Raw genomic sequence first — 15,622 nt, 5'->3', positions numbered from 1 at the left:
TTAGGGCTTCGGTGCGGGAAAGACCATGGTGATGGCAAGCCCCGGCGCCTCGGCATTCGTCTCGTCCGTGGCGGAGAGCTCCAGCGAGCCGCCATGCAGCTCCATGACCGCCTCAACCAGCGACAGGCCCAGACCCGTTCCCGGCTTCGAGCGGCTTTCATCGAGCCGCACGAAGCGCTTCGTCACTTCGCTTCGCTTGTCGGCCGGAATACCGGGACCGTTATCGCAGACGGAGAGGCGGAACGCGCCGTCGCGCTGGCCGAGCTTCACCTTGATGGCCGGTTCACCATCTCCTTCGGCGGAGTATTTGATGGCATTGTCGAGCAGATTGAAGATCGCTTGGCCGATCAGCTCGCGGTTTCCGCTGACCGTCAGCCCCGGCTCGATCTCGGTCTCCAGCCTCAGGCCCGCCTCTTCCGCGACCGGCTCGTAGAGTTCGGCGCTGTCGGCAGTGATCGCCGATAGGTCGACTTCCGACATTTCCGCCGCGATCGAGCCCGCCTCCACGCGGGAAATCATCAGGAGCGCGTTGAAGGTCCTGATGAGCTGGTCGGATTCGCCGATAATGCCTTCGAGCGCCGCCTGGCGGGTATCCTCGTTCTTCTCGGCCAGCGCATCGGCCGCCTTGTTACGCAGCCGCGTCAGCGGCGTCTTCAGGTCATGAGCGATGTTATCGGAAACCTGCCGCAAGCCCTCGTTCAGCTTCTCGATGCGCCCGAGCATGGCGTTCAGCGAATCCGACAGCCGGTCGAACTCGTCGCCGGAACGCCCAACCGGCAGGCGCTGCGAAAGATCCCCCGCCATGATCTTCTGGCTTGCCGCCGACATGCGGTCTATGCGTTTGAGCGCATTGCGCCCGATGCCGAACCAGATCACCAGGGCGCCGACGCCCATGATAGCCAGCGCCACCATCAGCGCCCGCCGCACGATGCTGCRGAAGCGCGCCGGCTCGCCGAGATCGCGGCCGATCATGATCCTCAGGCCGCTGTCGAGAAAGAGCACGTTGGCGGTCGCCATATGTGGACGCGCGTTACCACTCTCCGAATAGGGTTCGTAGCTGAAGGGAAAGCGCGTCCAGCCCTCTTCGTCCAGAACGCCGGGCTGCACGGAAGCGACGTTGCCGGCCAGCATCTCGCCATTGGGTCCGGCGATCACGTAGAGATTGGCGCCCGGCTGGCGGGCTCGGCGCTCCATCATTCGCAGAAGCAGATTGACCCCGCCGCGGCCATAGGCGCGCTGGATATCGCCTACCTCCTCCTCCAGCGACTGACGCGTCTGCTGCACGAGCAGCCGTTCGGACATCGCCGTCACGTAGAATACGAGGAAGGCGGCGCACAGCGCGAAGAGCAAAATATAAAGCGCCGACAGGCGTACGGCCGTCGAGCGAAACATCAGGCGGGCTCGCGTGAACAAACAGGCTACCCTTCATCCTTGATCATGTAGCCGGCGCCGCGAATGGTCTTCAGCAGCGGCCGGTCGAAATCCTTCTCGATCTTCGACCGCAGCCGCGAGACGTGCACGTCGATCACATTGGTCTGCGGGTCGAAGTGATAGTCCCAGACATTCTCCAGCAGCATGGTGCGGGTCACCACCTGTCCGGCGTTCTTCATCAGGTATTCGAGCAGGCGGAACTCGCGCGGCTGCAGCAGGACTTCCTTGCCGTTCCGTTTCACCTCGTGGGAAAGCCGGTCGAGCTCCAGGTCCCCTACCCGATAGACCATGTCCTGTTCAGGCGTACCCTTGCGGCGGCCCAGCACCTCGACGCGGGCGAGCAGCTCGGAAAAGGCATAGGGTTTCGGCAGGTAATCGTCGCCGCCGGCACGAAGGCCGGTCACCCGGTCGTCCACCTGCCCGAGCGCGGAGAGGATCAGCACCGGCGTATTGATACCGCGCTTCCTGAGCTCGCTGATCACCGAGATGCCGTCGCRGCGCGGGAGCATCCGGTCGATGACCATCACGTCATAGGCGTTTTCCGTGCCCATGAAGAGGCCGCTTTCGCCGTCGCTCGCATGATCCGCCACGATGCCCGCCTCGCGAAAGGCCTTCGTCATGTAGGCAGCGGCTTCCAGATCGTCTTCTATAACCAGAATCTTCATGTGCGGAACAATAGCGTCAGCGCCCGTTTTTGCACCATCGGATTCGCCGGCGCGGAGAGAATATCCGGTACTTGTCGCCATCTGTCGCTCCATCAAAATGTGGGAGGGCGAAATATGGGAAGGGCGCCGGCCGTTGCCGGCGGCGCCCTTCTTCAAGCCTGGTTGAACTCAGGGCGCTCAGCCCTGGTCGATCGGCAGGGCCACGAAGCGGTTGCCGCCATCGGATTCGACCTGGAAGAGCGCGCGGGTGCGGCCGTCCTTGYGGGCGGCTTCGAGCACCTTGCCCACGTCTCCGGCGGATTCGACCTTCTGGTTGTTCACCGAGAGGATCTTCTCACCGCTCTTGATGCCGCGTGCCGCAGCCTCCGAGTCCGGATCAACATCCGTTACGGAAAGGCCGGAACCGTCTTCAGCCGGGGCAACCGTGATGCCGAGACTTGCCAGCGCTTCGTCGGTCGAAGGCTTCGGCGCATCCGGCTCGGTCGTCTCGGCGGATGCCGCCTCATCGCTTGCAAGATTGCCGAGCGTCACCGGAAGCTTCTCGGCACGGCCATCACGCCATATGTCAACCTCGACCGTGGTGTTGGGGCCGAATGCGGCAACCCTCTTGGCGAGATCGCGGGCGTCCTTCACCGGCTGGCCATTCAGGGCGGTGATCACGTCACCTTGCTTGATGCCTGCCTTGGCACCCGGAGAGCCTTCCTGGGGAGAGACCACAAGGGCACCGGAGGGTTCCTTGAGGCCGAGCGATTCGGCTATATCCTGGTTCACGGGCTGGATCTGCACGCCGAGCCAGCCGCGCTCGACCTTTCCGTCCTTGATCAGATCCTGCACGACATCGTTGGCGACCGAGGCAGGGATCGCGAATGCGATGCCCACATTGCCGCCGGAGGGCGAGAAGATCGCGGTGTTGATGCCGACGACCTGGCCTTCGAGGTTGAAGGTCGGTCCACCGGAATTGCCGCGATTCACCGCCGCATCCACCTGGATGTAGTCGTCATAGGGGCCAGAGCCGATATCGCGGCCGCGGGCCGAAACGATGCCTGCCGTTACCGTGCCGCCGAGACCGAATGGATTGCCGACGGCGACGACCCAGTCACCGACGCGAACCTTCGCGTCATCGGCGAAGTTGACATAGGTGAACTTGCGGTTCGCATCGACCTTCAGCACGGCGAGGTCCGTGCGGCTGTCCTTGCCGATCAGCTTGGCTTCCAGCTCGGTGCCGTCGTCCATCACGACGGTATAGGCCGAGCCGTCCGATACGACGTGGTTGTTCGTCACGATGTAACCGTCTTCCGAAATGAAGAAGCCGGAGCCCTGAGCGGTCGGGCGCAGGCGATGCGGACGGTTGGCGTTCGGACCACGGTCGCCGGGAGCGCCCGGGCCACGGAACTGCGGGCCGCCGAATTCACGGAAAAAGCGCTTCAGCGGATGGTCGTCCGGCAGTTCGTCGAATCCACGTCCGCCGAAGTTGAAGCTGAAATTGCCGCTGTCGTCGGAGACCGGCTGCTGATCGGACTGCACGCGAACGGAAACGACCGCGGGAGAAACGGCGGATACGACGTCCGCGAAGCTCGGAGCCTGCGGCGCGTTGACTTTTACCGGATCGGCGAAGGAGGAGTAGACCTGGGCCGGAATGCCCGTCGAGAGCATGACGGCAGCAAGGCCGGCAACGGTCGATGTCTTGAGGACCGTCTTGAGGGAGGGGCGTCCAATTTTGCTCATGTTCAAGCTACCTTCTTCTCTTCAGTCACATTTGGCCGGAGCGGTCCGGCGAGGGATGTCTGGGCAGAGATATAGGAGCCTTCAGGTTAACTGCACGTGGCGAGCGGATGAAATCTTGTTAATGTTCACCGAACCCGACGGGCGCCGGAAGCACGGGAACAGCCGTTTCTGCAACGACATCCATCAAATCAACGGCTTGCGCAAAATGCGATCGCTCCCGCCATTCACTTCTTCAAAAGCTCCTCGATGCGAGCCTTCTCTTCGGCCGTCAGCGCCGGAACCGCCTGCTGGGCGGGGCGCGTACGGATGAAGACGAGAACTGCCGCAAGGCCGATCAGCAGCAGCACGATCGGTGCGGCCCAGAGAAGAATGGTCTTTGCGCTGACGCGCGGTTTCAGAAGCACGAACTCGCCATAGCGCGACACGACGTAATCGATGACCTGCCTGTCCGTATCGCCGTCGACCAGACGTTCACGCACCAGCACCCGCAGGTCGCGCGCCAGCTCCGCATTGGAATCGTCGATCGACTGGTTCTGGCAGACCATGCAGCGCAGTTGCGCCGAGAGGTTTCGCGCCCTCTCCTCCAGCACCGGATCGGAGAGGATTTCGTCCGGATTGACGGCGAGCGCCGGGAGGGGGGCGAGGAGAGCAATCAGAAGCAAAAGAAATACAAAAAATCCCCCTCTGGCCTGCCGGCCATCTCCCCCACAAGGGGGGAGAAAGCTCGTGGCACGGCCCCGCCCGGACGGAAACGGTACAGTGGGGCAGTTAAGCCCCTCCCCCTTGTGGGGAGGGGTTGGGGAGGGGTCTATCCAACGAGGCAATAGGGAACCCGCCATCACTCCGCCGCCTCCAGCACAGCCTTGGCCGGCCTTGCCCTCCTGCTCGGCGCGCCGACGCGCAGACGCCGGTCGGAGAGAGACACGAACCCGCCGATCATCATGACGAGGGCGCCGCCCCAGATGCACAGGATGAAGGGTTTCCACCAGATGCGCACGACGATGCCGCCGCCTTCTATCGGGTCGCCGAGCGACACGTAGAGCTGGCTCAAGCCGAAAGTCAGGATGCCCGCCTCGGTCGTCGGCATGCGCCGCGCCGTATAAAGCCGTTTCGATGACCAGACGTCGGCGACCGTCACGCCGCCGCGGCTAATGGTGAAATGGCCGCGCTCCTCGGTATAGTTCGGGCCGACCGCCTCGCGCATGCCGTCGAAGATGATCGAGTAGCCGCCGGCTTCCGCCGTCGCGCCCTGCTTCATCTCCATCACCGCTTCGGTCTCGAAGGTCGTCACCGCCACGACCCCAAGCACGGTGATGCCGAGCCCGAAATGCGCAAGCGCCGTGCCGAAGGCGGAACGCGGCAGGCCCTTCAAGCGGCTCCATGCGACACTGAACTTCGCCTTGCCGAAATTGGCGCGGTACCAGAGGTCGGCGATCGCGCCGAACATGCCCCAGAAGCCGAGCGCCAACCCGGCGACCGCCATGACCGGGCCGCCGTTTTCGGCGTAATAGAAGGCAAGCCCGGCAACCAGCGCCATTCCGGCCACCAGATAGAGGCGCTGAAGGGCGCCGAGAAGGTCGCCCCGCTTCCAGGCCAGCAACGGCCCGAACGGCACGGCGATCAGGAGCGGCAGCATCAGAAGACCGAATGTCATGTTGAAGAAGGGAGCGCCGACCGAAATCTTCTCTCCCGTCAGCGTCTCCAGCACCAGCGGATAGAGCGTGCCCGTCAGCACCGTTGCGGTCGCAACCGTCAGGACGAGGTTGTTCAGCACCAGCGATCCCTCGCGCGAGATCGGCGCGAACAGCCCGCCCGCCTTCAGCATCGGAGCCCGCCAGGCGAAGAGAGCGAAGGCACCGCCGATGAAGACCGCCAGAATGCAGAGGATGAAGATGCCGCGGCTCGGATCGGTCGCAAACGCATGCACCGAGGTCAGCACGCCGGAGCGTACGAGGAAGGTCCCGAGCAGCGATAGCGAGAAGGTCATGATCGCCAGCAGCACGGTCCAGATCTTCAGCGCCTCGCGCTTTTCCATGACGAGCGACGAATGGAGGAGCGCCGTTCCCGCAAGCCAGGGCATGAAGGAGGCGTTTTCCACCGGGTCCCAGAACCACCAGCCGCCCCAGCCGAGCTCGTAATAGGCCCAGTAGGACCCCATGGCGATGCCGGCGGTCAGGAAGGTCCAGGCGGCCAGCGTCCATGGGCGCACCCAGCGCGCCCAGGCCGCGTCGATCCGCCCGCCGATGAGTGCCGCCACGGCAAAGGAGAAGCTGACCGAAAAGCCCACATAGCCGAGATAGAGAAGCGGCGGATGGATGGCGAGGCCGAGGTCCTGGAGGATCGGATTGAGATCCTGCCCCTCGGCGGGTGCCGGATCGAGCCGGAGGAAGGGATTGGAGGTGAGCAGAATGAACAGCAGGAAGGCGATCGAAATCCATGCCTGAACGCCGAGCACGTTGGCCTTCAGCGTGTCCGGCAGGTTGCGCCCGAAGATCGCGATCAGCGCGCTGAAAAAGACGAGGATCAGCAGCCAGAGCAGCATGGAACCCTCATGGTTGCCCCAAACGCCCGAATATTTGTAGATCAGCGGCATCAGCGAATGGGAATTCTCCCAGACGTTCTTCACCGAAAAATCCGAGACCGCATAGGCCCAGGTCAGCACGGCGAAGGAAATAGCCACCAGGCCGAAGAGCACCAGCGACCCCAGTGGAGCGAGCGCCATCATCACCGTGTCGCGGCGGCGCGCGCCGATGACCGGCACGACCCCGACGATCAGCGCCACGGCAAGCGAAAGGACAAGGGCATAGTGACCGATCTCGATGATCATTGCGCCGTACCCTCCTCTTCCTTCCACACGCCCTGCTCCTTCAGACGGTCGGCTACCTCCTTGGGCATGTAATTCTCGTCATGCTTGGCAAGCACGCTGTCGGCCATGAAGGAATGGGTCGCCGCATCGAAGGAGCCTTCGGTCACCACGCCCTGCCCTTCCCGGAAGAGATCGGGCAGGATGCCGGTATAGCTCACCGGCACGCTTCCGCTGCCGTCCGTCACCGTGAAGGTCACGGTCGATCCGCCGCCGCGCTTCACCGATCCCTCGGCCACCAGACCGCCGAGCCGGATGCGCGTGCCCGGTGCTATGTCGGTCGTCGCAAGATCGGCCGGCATGTAGAAATAGGCGACCGACTGGCTGAAGGCGAACATCACCAGAAGCACCGCGGCGATGATGAAGCTCATGCCGCCCGCGATGATCGTGAGCCGTTTCTGTTTGCGCGTCATTGGCTCACCCCTTCCACCGCGACGCCCATCTGTTGCGCCAGCGCGACGAGCTCGCCGGAACCGGGAAACTGCTTCAACCCGCTTTTCAGCGCCGCTTCCGCTTTCTCGCGATCGCCCAGAACCGCATAGGAACGGGCGAGCTGCAGCCAGCCTTCCAGATTGTCCGGGTCTTCCTGCATCTTCGCCGCAAGGCTTTCCACCATGCCGCGGATCATCTCCTGCCGGTCGCTCTCCGACATCTGTTGAGCGGCCCTCATCTCCTCCTGCGTCGGCCCTGYGGGCGCGGCCGAGGTCGCAGGCGGCACGGTTCCGCCGTTCCTGGCGATATGCTCGCTTACCAGCTCCATCCAGGGCGCACCGGGCGGCGAATCCTTTGCCAGGGCTTCGAAAGCCGTCCGGGCTTCGTCGCGCTTGCCGGATTGCTCGAGCGCCAGCGCAATATAGAAGCGGGCGTTCGGTGTGTTCGGCTCCAGACGGAGAGCCTCCTCGAACGAGACGCGCGCAGCCTCAGTCACGACGCCGTCGCTGGCTACCACCAATGTCTCGCCGAGGCCCGCCAGCCGCGCCGGGCTGGCCCCAAGAAGCCGGATCGCATTGCGATAGGCAAGCTCCGCGTCGCCGAGCCGCATGGAGCGGTAATAGATCGGCGCCAGCAGATCCCAGCCCGCGCCATCATTCGGGTTCTGGGCAAGGTGCCGTTCGGCCTTTGCGACCAGGAGCGCGATATTGTTGCCGGGATTGGCGAGCCGCGCTTCGAGCGGCTGGGCCGGCAGGTTCGGGCTGCCGAGCATGAGGTAGAGACAGAGTCCGGTCGCGGGCAAGAGAAGGGTCATTGCGGCGGTCGTCAGTCCGTAACGGCGCGGCTTGCCTTTCTCGTCTTCCGCGCCATCGTCGCCGTCGGCGGCGGCCAGCAACCGCCGGCCGATCTCGGCGCGGGCATAATCCGCCTGCTGGGCGTCGATCAGTCCGAGCCCCTGATCCCGCTCCAGTTCCTTGAGCTGATCGCGATAGACGGCGATTTCACCGGCGTGCTCGGCCGGCTCCACCCTGGCGCTGCGCGCGAAAGGCAGGATCAGGATAGCGGCGACACCTGCCGTCAGGATTGCAAGGACGATCCATAAAACCATACTGGCCCATTACTTCAACCGGCTGGGCTTTCCAACCGCGACGCCCGTTTTGACGCGAATTTGAGGCGTTTAGCCGCAAGTTCGGCCACAGATATGAGCACTTCGCAGCCGTTCGGCCATGATCTGCGTCAAAATCCGCAACTTCTTCAGGTCAGGGGCGTCCAGGTTCCGTCGCTGTTGCGGCAGGCTGCGCCGCGTGCCGTCACGTCGCGCCCCTCGGCCGTCACCGTGTGTCGATACTGGCGGCAGTTCTGCGTGCCGACCTGATAGGGCGCGCTCGCCACGACCTCGCCCTTTACGCCGCTGCCGGTCCAGGTCACCGGCTGCCCTCCGGGCGATCCCTCAAGTGCGCGATACTCGGCCTCTAGCGCCCGCGATCGATCGCTGCCGGAAATGTCGAGTCCGCTGCGGCTGACGATGCCGCCCTGCAGCGCAGTGATATAGGGCGTTGCGGCAGCCGGCCGAGGCGAAAAAATACCCCGCGCAGGAGCATCGCCCTTGGTCGCGCAACCGCCGAGCAGGCCTGCGACGAGAAGCAGTGAGGTGGTAATTTTAAAGCTGGAACAACGCATCTTGTCAGAACCGGATGGCGGAATCGAAACGACGTGGACAGCCGACGGAACCGCTGCGGTCCCGGCATGGCATCATTATGGCATCATTGGGAAAATTCGCAAACGTGCCTATCTTGTTCTCCCATGTTTTGAGAGGCGCGAAGGAATGCGGGGCCTCCGGCTGAACGTCATCGTAGCCCTTGCCCTTTCCGGAAGGAAGTATGGCTGTTCCGATGGCATGGGTCAGGCCGCATCCTTGGTAACGCCCGGCAATAGGAGCCTGGCCTTGAGCCCGCCGCGGGGACCGCGCGAAAGCTCGAAAACGCCCTGGTATTCGCCGGTGATCTCCCGCACGATGGAAAGCCCGAGGCCGGCGCCCGGCTTGCTTTCGTCGAGCCGCCTGCCGCGCTTCATCGCCTCCTTGATCTGGTCCGGCTCGAGTCCCGGCCCGTCGTCCTCCACAGCCATTTCCACCCAGGAGCGGCGAGGCTGATCACCTCCCTCCATTCCCGGCGGCTGGGGAGCGGGAACGGCGGTCACCCAGACGCCGGTCTTGCAGAAACGGGCGGCATTCTCCAGCAGGTTTCCGACCGTCTCCTCCATGTCCTGCTGCTCCATGGCGAGCGCCAGACTGGAAGGCTGGATGGAAAGATGGAAATTCTTGTCGGGGTTGAGCCGCCGCATCACCCTGATCAATCGCTCCAGCACGGGCTCGGCCTCCGTGCGGGCGAGCACCGATTCGCGCTGGGCGGCGATACGGGCGCGGTTGAGATAGGATTGGACCTGCGCCTGCATCGCCTCCGCCTGGGATTTCACGAGTTCCGATTGCGGGCGGTCGAGCGTGCGCGATTCGTTGAGCAGCACGGCAATCGGCGTCTTCAGCGAATGAGCGAGATTGCCGACCTGCATGCGGGCGCGCTCGACGATGCGGCGATTGCTGTCGATCAGCGCGTTGATGTCGTTGGCAAGCGGCATGATCTCGCGGGGAAAATCGCCCTCGAGGCGCTCGGCTTCCGCGCGGCGCACCTTTTCCAGCGCCTTGCGCGCCGCATCGAGCGGCAGCAGGCCGTAGAGGATGGCCAGGCCGTTGACGATGAGGCTCCCCAGGCCGAAAACTGCAAGCGCGATATAGAGGCTGCGCGAAAAGGTACGGATATCCTCTTCCACCACGGCAAGATTGCCGGAAACCCTGAACCGCGCCGCGCGTCCCTCCCCGTCCAGCACGACTTCCGTCTCGGCCACCAGCACATGGTTCCCGAAGGCGTCGTTGGTCTGGTAAAACCGCTCGTAGCGGTTGTCGAAAGGCACGTTTAGGATCGAAGGCACCGCGATATTCGAGACGCCGAGCGAGGAAGAGGAAAGCGGCGTCGCCGCGAAAGTGCCGAGCGGTTCGATGATCCAGTACCAGCCGGTCTCCGGCTGCGAGAAGCGCAGGTCGCCAAGCTGCGGATTGCCGACGAGGGCGTTGTCCTCGCCGATCGAAACCGAATTGATGACGTTGTAGAGCTGGGCGCGCAGAAGATCTGTGAAGGCCCGTTCCGCCGATTGCCGATAGAGCGCCGAGATCACGATCGCGATCACCACCAGCGCCAGCGCCGACCAGGCCGTGGCGAGCAGCAGAACGCGGGCGGTGAGCGATCTCGGACCGATCCTCGTCATTTAGCCGCTTCGCTCGGGGCCTGCATCCGGTAGCCGAGGCCGCGCACGGTCTCGATCAGATCGACTCCGAGCTTCTTGCGCAGGCGCCCTACGAAGACTTCGATCGTGTTGGAATCCCGGTCGAAATCCTGGTCGTACATGTGCTCCACCAGCTCGGTCCGGGAGACCACCTGTCCCATGTGGTGCATCAGGTAGGAAAGCAGCCGGAATTCATGCGAGGTGAGTTTCAGCGGCACGCCGTCCACCGTGGCCTTCGAGGCCTTGGTGTCGAGCCGCACCGGGCCGCAGACGATCTCGGAAGAGGAGTGCCCGGCGGCGCGGCGGATGAGCGCCCGAACCCTGGCGAGCACTTCCTCGACATGGAAGGGCTTGGCGACATAATCGTCCGCGCCCGCGTCGATGCCCGCCACCTTGTCGCTCCAGCGGTCGCGCGCCGTCAGCATCAGCACCGGCATTCCCTTGCCTTCGGAGCGCCATTTCTCGACAACCGAGATGCCGTCCATCATTGGCAGGCCGATATCCAGAATCACCGCGTCATAGGGCTCGGTCTCTCCAAGATAATGCCCCTCTTCGCCGTCGAAGGCCTGGTCGACCACATAGCCGGCTTCCTTGAGCGCATCGGAAAGCTGCCGGTTGAGATTGACGTCGTCTTCGATCACCAGAATACGCATGAACCGTCCTCGTAATAATAAGCTCGGGCTTCCGTGGCCACGGCAGCATTCAGCCTACATCGGCACCCTTACGGTGACCTTACGCGGCCTTTCGCTGCCGCTACCCTGCACAAGCACGGTCACGACGCAAGTCTGCCCGTCCRACGAAGGCTCGGCGGAAAGAAGCTGGCCGCCGGTTTCGCGCACGACCCGCGATGCGGCCGATCCGCAGTCGCTTGCAACGAGAATAAGGTAATCACGCGCGGACGCTCTTTCCGGCAAAAAACCGGAGCCCCCGGCAATGCCGGCGGCGAGTATCGCTATGATCGGCAGTCGCGCCATGGTTACAACTTCCACTTATGTGACGGACAGGTTTCATATCCAGAGCATGTGGGAACTATGTAACCAAAGGCCCCTGAATGGCAAATGAATGATGCCCTCCATCCCCGCTGCGGCCTACCTGCCGCGGATGCCGCTTCCTGCAACTATCCGGCCGTAAAGAGCCACCAATCCGCCGCCCACACCGGCCAGCGTCACCGCGATATCCGCAAGCTCGGACTGCACTTCCTCGCCGAGATTGAGGCCTGTTGCCTGCAGGAGCGATGCGGCGACCGCGATCAGCGCACCCCACACCGTCTTCGACTGATACCACGCCTTCATGCCGTCCATGCTCGTCTCCTTTTTCTAGAGTAAAATGATTGCGGAGGCCGGAAGGCCGAGCGCGACTGCCCGCCCGAGCTGACATATCCGCACCGAAAGCCGCTCCTGCGGAGCGCCGAAATCCACCATCTCCGCCGCCGCCGCATAAGTGAATTGGGGGACACTCACCTCAGCCATCCGCTTCGCAACCATGTCGGACATGATCTCGACCCGATAGCGTTCTTCCGGCTCGTCCAGCGGTATCTCCGCCCCTTCCCAGGTATCAGCGTCAATCCGGCTGCGGCGCGTCCATGTCAGCCGAATATCGCCGTTCGCCTGCCGCATCCCGCGCAGATGCACGGGGGCAAGCGGCGTCTCGGCACGGGTTCCGCCCGCAAAGACCTGCGGACCGATTCGCCCTCCGCCGCTGGCTGCCGCTTCCGCCAGCCAGTTGAGGCCAAGGCCCCGCTCCTCGGGCGCCAGCCCGAGAGGCATGACGGCCCCGTCCAACACGACGACCGGCGCTGCCGTCGCGGCTCCTGCGGCAGCCGCGTCCTCGGTGCCGGCGAGCCCACGCAGCAGTCCCGATAATCGCCAGCGGTTCGGCCCGATCTCTTCCGCCTCGGCAAAGTCGATCACCTCCCAGACGCCATTCACCGCCTGGACCGCGATACGGTTTTCGCCACTGAGCAGAGAGAGCCTATCCACCGAGGAAAGGCCTCCGAAGGAGAGGTCGATCACCATCGGCCGCGCCTTGTCGAACCTCCCGAAAATGCCCGAAGGGGAAAGCGCCTCCGCGAGCAGACCTACCCGTGCCGGGCGATCCAGCACCGCCCGCGTTCGATATCCCTCGCCCGAGACGGAAGCCGAAATTACGATGCGCCGCCACGGTTTCGCAAAGCCCGCCACCCGCGCAAAGCTCGTGGCTTCTCCGGAGGAAAAGCGTGGCAGGTCGAGGAAGTGCAGGACGGGCGAGAAAGCATTCGAAGCCGTGCCTCCACCCGCCGGGTTGCCGGTTTCCGCGATCGGCGCCGTCGCGCTGGCGGGCAAATGCCGCCTGGCTTCGATGCGGCGCGTCGTCCCCTCCTCGATCCGCTCGATGATGAAGGCGCCGTCCGGCCCGTCCGCGAGCTGAACCGCATCGCCCGGCTCGGGCGATACCTCGTTTGGGGGAAGAGTGAAGTTCAGCGTCCGCCTGGCGATCCGGTGGTCGCGCAGGAGGTTTTCCACCGCGATCAGCGCCGTCTCCTCCGCCAGTACGGCCGGCAGGTCGTAGCCGAGCACGCGCAGGCTTTCCGCCCGCGCCCTTCTGGAGCGGGTGCTTGCCTGCTCATAATTCAGCGCCGGGTTATAGGACGTCAGGATCGCTTCCGCGGCGAAATCGCTGTCGTGACCGCGAAGCTCGCTCCAGAGCGGCCCGTCGTCCGGGTCAGCCAGCACGGTCAGCCGGCGCGGGGCAAGGCCGGCCTTGCTCCGGGAGCGGAAGCGCAGCCTGCCCGCATCTTCCCGCACATCCACCTGAAAGACCTCCAGCAAGGGCTCCAGAAGCGCCCGCGCCGAGGTCACCTCCCCCTGCACATAGCCAACGAGATCACCGCTGACCTCCGAGACGTCGAAATCGGCAAAACCGTGTTCCGTCAGAAGTGCTGCAATCGCATCGCCAAGCGTCGTCGCACCCAGCCGGCCATTCAGCCAGTGTCCGGTGCGCCAGTTGCCGCCGTCACTCCACACAGAAAGATCGCCCGGAAAGGCCGGATAGGGCCGCGCGTCCCAGGTCCAGACGAAGACGTGGTCCGGATCGACCATGCCCGGCCACGCGCCGCCGTCCCGCCACCAGCCGTGGTGAGCCTCCAGAAACCGCCGCTGCATGCTGTCGGAGCGTGCGCCGCTGGAGAAATGCGGCACCGCGCTTTCGGTGGATTTCGGGTCGAGAAAGACGTTCGGCTGGTTCGCGCCCTTGTCGATCGCCGCGCAGCCGAGTTCGGTGAACCAGACCGGCTTCATCCCCGGCTCCCAGGCCGTCGGTTCCGGCCTCTCCGCCCCACCCACGCGGTCGTAATGACGGCTCGACCACCAGCCGAAGATGTCCTTGTGCCGGAATGTCCAATGCTTCTGCGCCAATCCATCCTTAATGGGAGACCTGATGCGGTTTTCCCGGTCGGCGGCGCCGGCATAGTACCAGTCGTAACCCTCCCCGCCCTCGATCTGCCGCTGCAGGGCCTCCGCATCGTCGGCGGTCCGGAAGCCGTCCGGATTGCCCTTTGCGAGGTCGTCGTCCCGCCAGTCTCCGAGCGGCATGTAATTGTCGATGCCGACCGCATCGATCGAGGGCGAAGCCCAGAGCGGATCGAGGTGGAAATGCACCTCGCCGGAGCCGTCCTGCGGGTGGTAACCGAAATACTCGCTCCAGTCGGCGCCGTAGGTGACCTTGGTACCCGTTCCGACGATTTCCCGCACGTCCTCCCCCAGCCGCACCAGTTACTGCACGAACGGAAAGCCGCCTGTATCGTCGCGAAGCTGGGTCAGCCCACGCAATTCCGAGCCGATGACGAAGCCGTCGACACCGCCCGCCACCGTCGCCAGATGCGCATAATGCAGGATCATGCGGCGATAGCCTTCGTCCCGTCCCGCATATCTCACGCTATCGCCGCCCTTGCGGAAATCACCCGCGGTCGCAAAGCCGCAGAAGGCATCCACCTGTGCTCTTGCCGCTTCCGTCCTGTCGGCGCTGCCGGGCTGCGTAGGCGCCGGAAAGCAAGTGATCCGCCCGCGCCAGGGAAAGGCCGCCTGCTCGGACCCGCCATAGGGGTCGGGCAGGCCGTTTCCGGGCGGCACGTCCATCATCACGAAGGGATAGAGATAGACCTTGAGCCCACGAGCCTTGAGGTCGGCGATCGCCTGAAGAATGCTGCGGTCGCTCGGCGTTCCGCCATAGGACGGCCCACCATTGACCTGACTGATGCGATAGGCGTCCCCTCGCGAAATGCCGCTCACAAACCAGGCGCGGCTTTCCTCGCTTCTCGCGCCCATCTCGACTCCCGGCACGATCCGGCAATGGCCGGCCCGCAGGTCCGTGCCGAACCAGGAGACGACCAGCGCCACCCGTTCCAGGTTCGGGCAAACCGCCGTCAGTTCGTCCAGCGATGCCTCCCAATCGGTGGAGGCCGTCAGAGTGTTGCGGTTCATGATGCGGGCGCTGCTCTCGCCCGTCTTTTCCGTCACCCGCTCCGTCGCATAACCATGCTCCGTCGCGCCGGGGATCATCGTCACGGCGCGTATCTGCGTCTCCAACCGGCCCACCGGCCGCACCACCTCGAACTGCAGCAGCGGTATGCGATTGCCGAAAGTCTCGAGCGGCAACCTTTCGAAAACCACATAGGCAACGCCCCGATAGGCCGGCGCCTTGCCCTCCTCCTGCTTGGCTTCGATCAGCGGATCGGGAAGCTGGTCCTCCGTCCCGCAATAGACACGCATTTCCAGCGAGGTCACATCCAGCTCACGCCCGTCGGCCCAAACGCGCCGGATACGGGCGATCGGCCCCTCGCAGAGCCCCACCGCGAAATTCGCGAAATAGCGGAAGTTCTCGATCCTCGGCCCGCTCCCCTTGCCGCCCGAGCGCTCTTTCGTGACCTCTTCCTCGAAGCGCGTCGCCCAGATCAGCGTTCCGCCGATCCGCGCCGTGCCGTAGAGCCGGTTGATCGCGGTCCCCTCGTCTGCGCCCGGAATGCGTGCAGTCGCAAGGCGTGCTCCGGAAATCGTGCTGCCGCCGCCGAGTAATGCCCGGTCGACGACGCTACCTGCAAGAGCTCCGACCGCCCTGCCGACAATTGCGCCGACAGGACCGAACACGCCGCCGAGTGCAGCACCCGCAGCCTGGAAGAGGATGGTGGCCATCTGAA

Annotated in this window: 12 protein-coding genes and 1 pseudogene; all 13 read right to left on the bottom strand. The window is 64.3% G+C overall.

Annotation, left to right across the window (positions count from 1 at the left end):
• Entirely contained in the window at positions 1 to 1,392 is a 1,392-nt protein-coding gene (locus LCM4573_RS26850) for a HAMP domain-containing sensor histidine kinase (RefSeq protein WP_071009666.1), read from the bottom strand.
• A 26-nt stretch (positions 1,393 to 1,418) separates the two neighbouring features.
• Complete coding sequence (locus tag LCM4573_RS26845; RefSeq protein ID WP_071009711.1) at positions 1,419 to 2,177, bottom strand: response regulator transcription factor; 759 nt, start codon at positions 2,175 to 2,177, stop codon at positions 1,419 to 1,421.
• Positions 2,178 to 2,273: 96 nt separating this feature from the next.
• Positions 2,274 to 3,821 (bottom strand): Do family serine endopeptidase, encoded by a 1,548-nt coding sequence (locus LCM4573_RS26840; protein WP_071009665.1) that lies wholly within the window; start codon positions 3,819 to 3,821, stop codon positions 2,274 to 2,276.
• A 224-nt stretch (positions 3,822 to 4,045) separates the two neighbouring features.
• Positions 4,046 to 4,483: a cytochrome c-type biogenesis protein gene (locus LCM4573_RS26835; RefSeq protein WP_071009664.1), complete on the bottom strand. Its 438-nt coding sequence runs from the start codon at positions 4,481 to 4,483 to the stop codon at positions 4,046 to 4,048.
• Between the two features lie 176 nt (positions 4,484 to 4,659).
• The gene (locus LCM4573_RS26830) at positions 4,660 to 6,648 is read right to left on the bottom strand and encodes a heme lyase CcmF/NrfE family subunit (RefSeq protein WP_071009663.1); all 1,989 of its coding nucleotides are present in this window, start codon (positions 6,646 to 6,648) and stop codon (positions 4,660 to 4,662) included.
• The gene (ccmE, locus tag LCM4573_RS26825; protein ID WP_071009662.1) at positions 6,645 to 7,097 is read right to left on the bottom strand and encodes a cytochrome c maturation protein CcmE; all 453 of its coding nucleotides are present in this window, start codon (positions 7,095 to 7,097) and stop codon (positions 6,645 to 6,647) included. The genes LCM4573_RS26830 and ccmE overlap by 4 nt, the downstream gene beginning before the upstream one ends.
• Positions 7,094 to 8,224, bottom strand: a complete 1,131-nt coding sequence (gene ccmI / locus LCM4573_RS26820; RefSeq protein WP_071009661.1) for a c-type cytochrome biogenesis protein CcmI — start codon at positions 8,222 to 8,224, stop codon at positions 7,094 to 7,096. Before ccmI ends, ccmE begins: the two co-directional genes overlap by 4 nt.
• A gap of 146 nt (positions 8,225 to 8,370) precedes the next feature.
• Positions 8,371 to 8,796 carry a hypothetical protein gene (locus LCM4573_RS26815; RefSeq protein WP_071009660.1) on the bottom strand — a complete coding sequence of 142 codons (426 nt, stop codon included), beginning with the start codon at positions 8,794 to 8,796 and terminating at the stop codon, positions 8,371 to 8,373.
• A gap of 222 nt (positions 8,797 to 9,018) precedes the next feature.
• Positions 9,019 to 10,434, bottom strand: coding sequence for a HAMP domain-containing sensor histidine kinase (locus LCM4573_RS26810; protein ID WP_071009659.1), 1,416 nt, complete (start codon positions 10,432 to 10,434; stop codon positions 9,019 to 9,021).
• Positions 10,431 to 11,105 (bottom strand): response regulator transcription factor, encoded by a 675-nt coding sequence (locus tag LCM4573_RS26805; protein ID WP_071009658.1) that lies wholly within the window; start codon positions 11,103 to 11,105, stop codon positions 10,431 to 10,433. Before LCM4573_RS26805 ends, LCM4573_RS26810 begins: the two co-directional genes overlap by 4 nt.
• 54 nt (positions 11,106 to 11,159) lie before the next feature.
• Entirely contained in the window at positions 11,160 to 11,426 is a 267-nt protein-coding gene (locus tag LCM4573_RS26800) for a hypothetical protein (RefSeq protein WP_071009657.1), read from the bottom strand.
• Between the two features lie 114 nt (positions 11,427 to 11,540).
• Entirely contained in the window at positions 11,541 to 11,753 is a 213-nt protein-coding gene (locus tag LCM4573_RS26795; RefSeq protein ID WP_071009656.1) for a hypothetical protein, read from the bottom strand.
• A 15-nt stretch (positions 11,754 to 11,768) separates the two neighbouring features.
• Positions 11,769 to 15,617 (bottom strand): annotated as a pseudogene (locus LCM4573_RS26790) (glycoside hydrolase/phage tail family protein).
• Between the last annotated feature and the right edge of the window lie 5 nt (positions 15,618 to 15,622).

Source organism: Rhizobium sp. LCM 4573 (genome assembly GCF_001854865.1).
Taxonomy (GTDB): domain Bacteria; phylum Pseudomonadota; class Alphaproteobacteria; order Rhizobiales; family Rhizobiaceae; genus Neorhizobium.
This window is presented reverse-complemented; position numbering and strand designations above follow the sequence as displayed.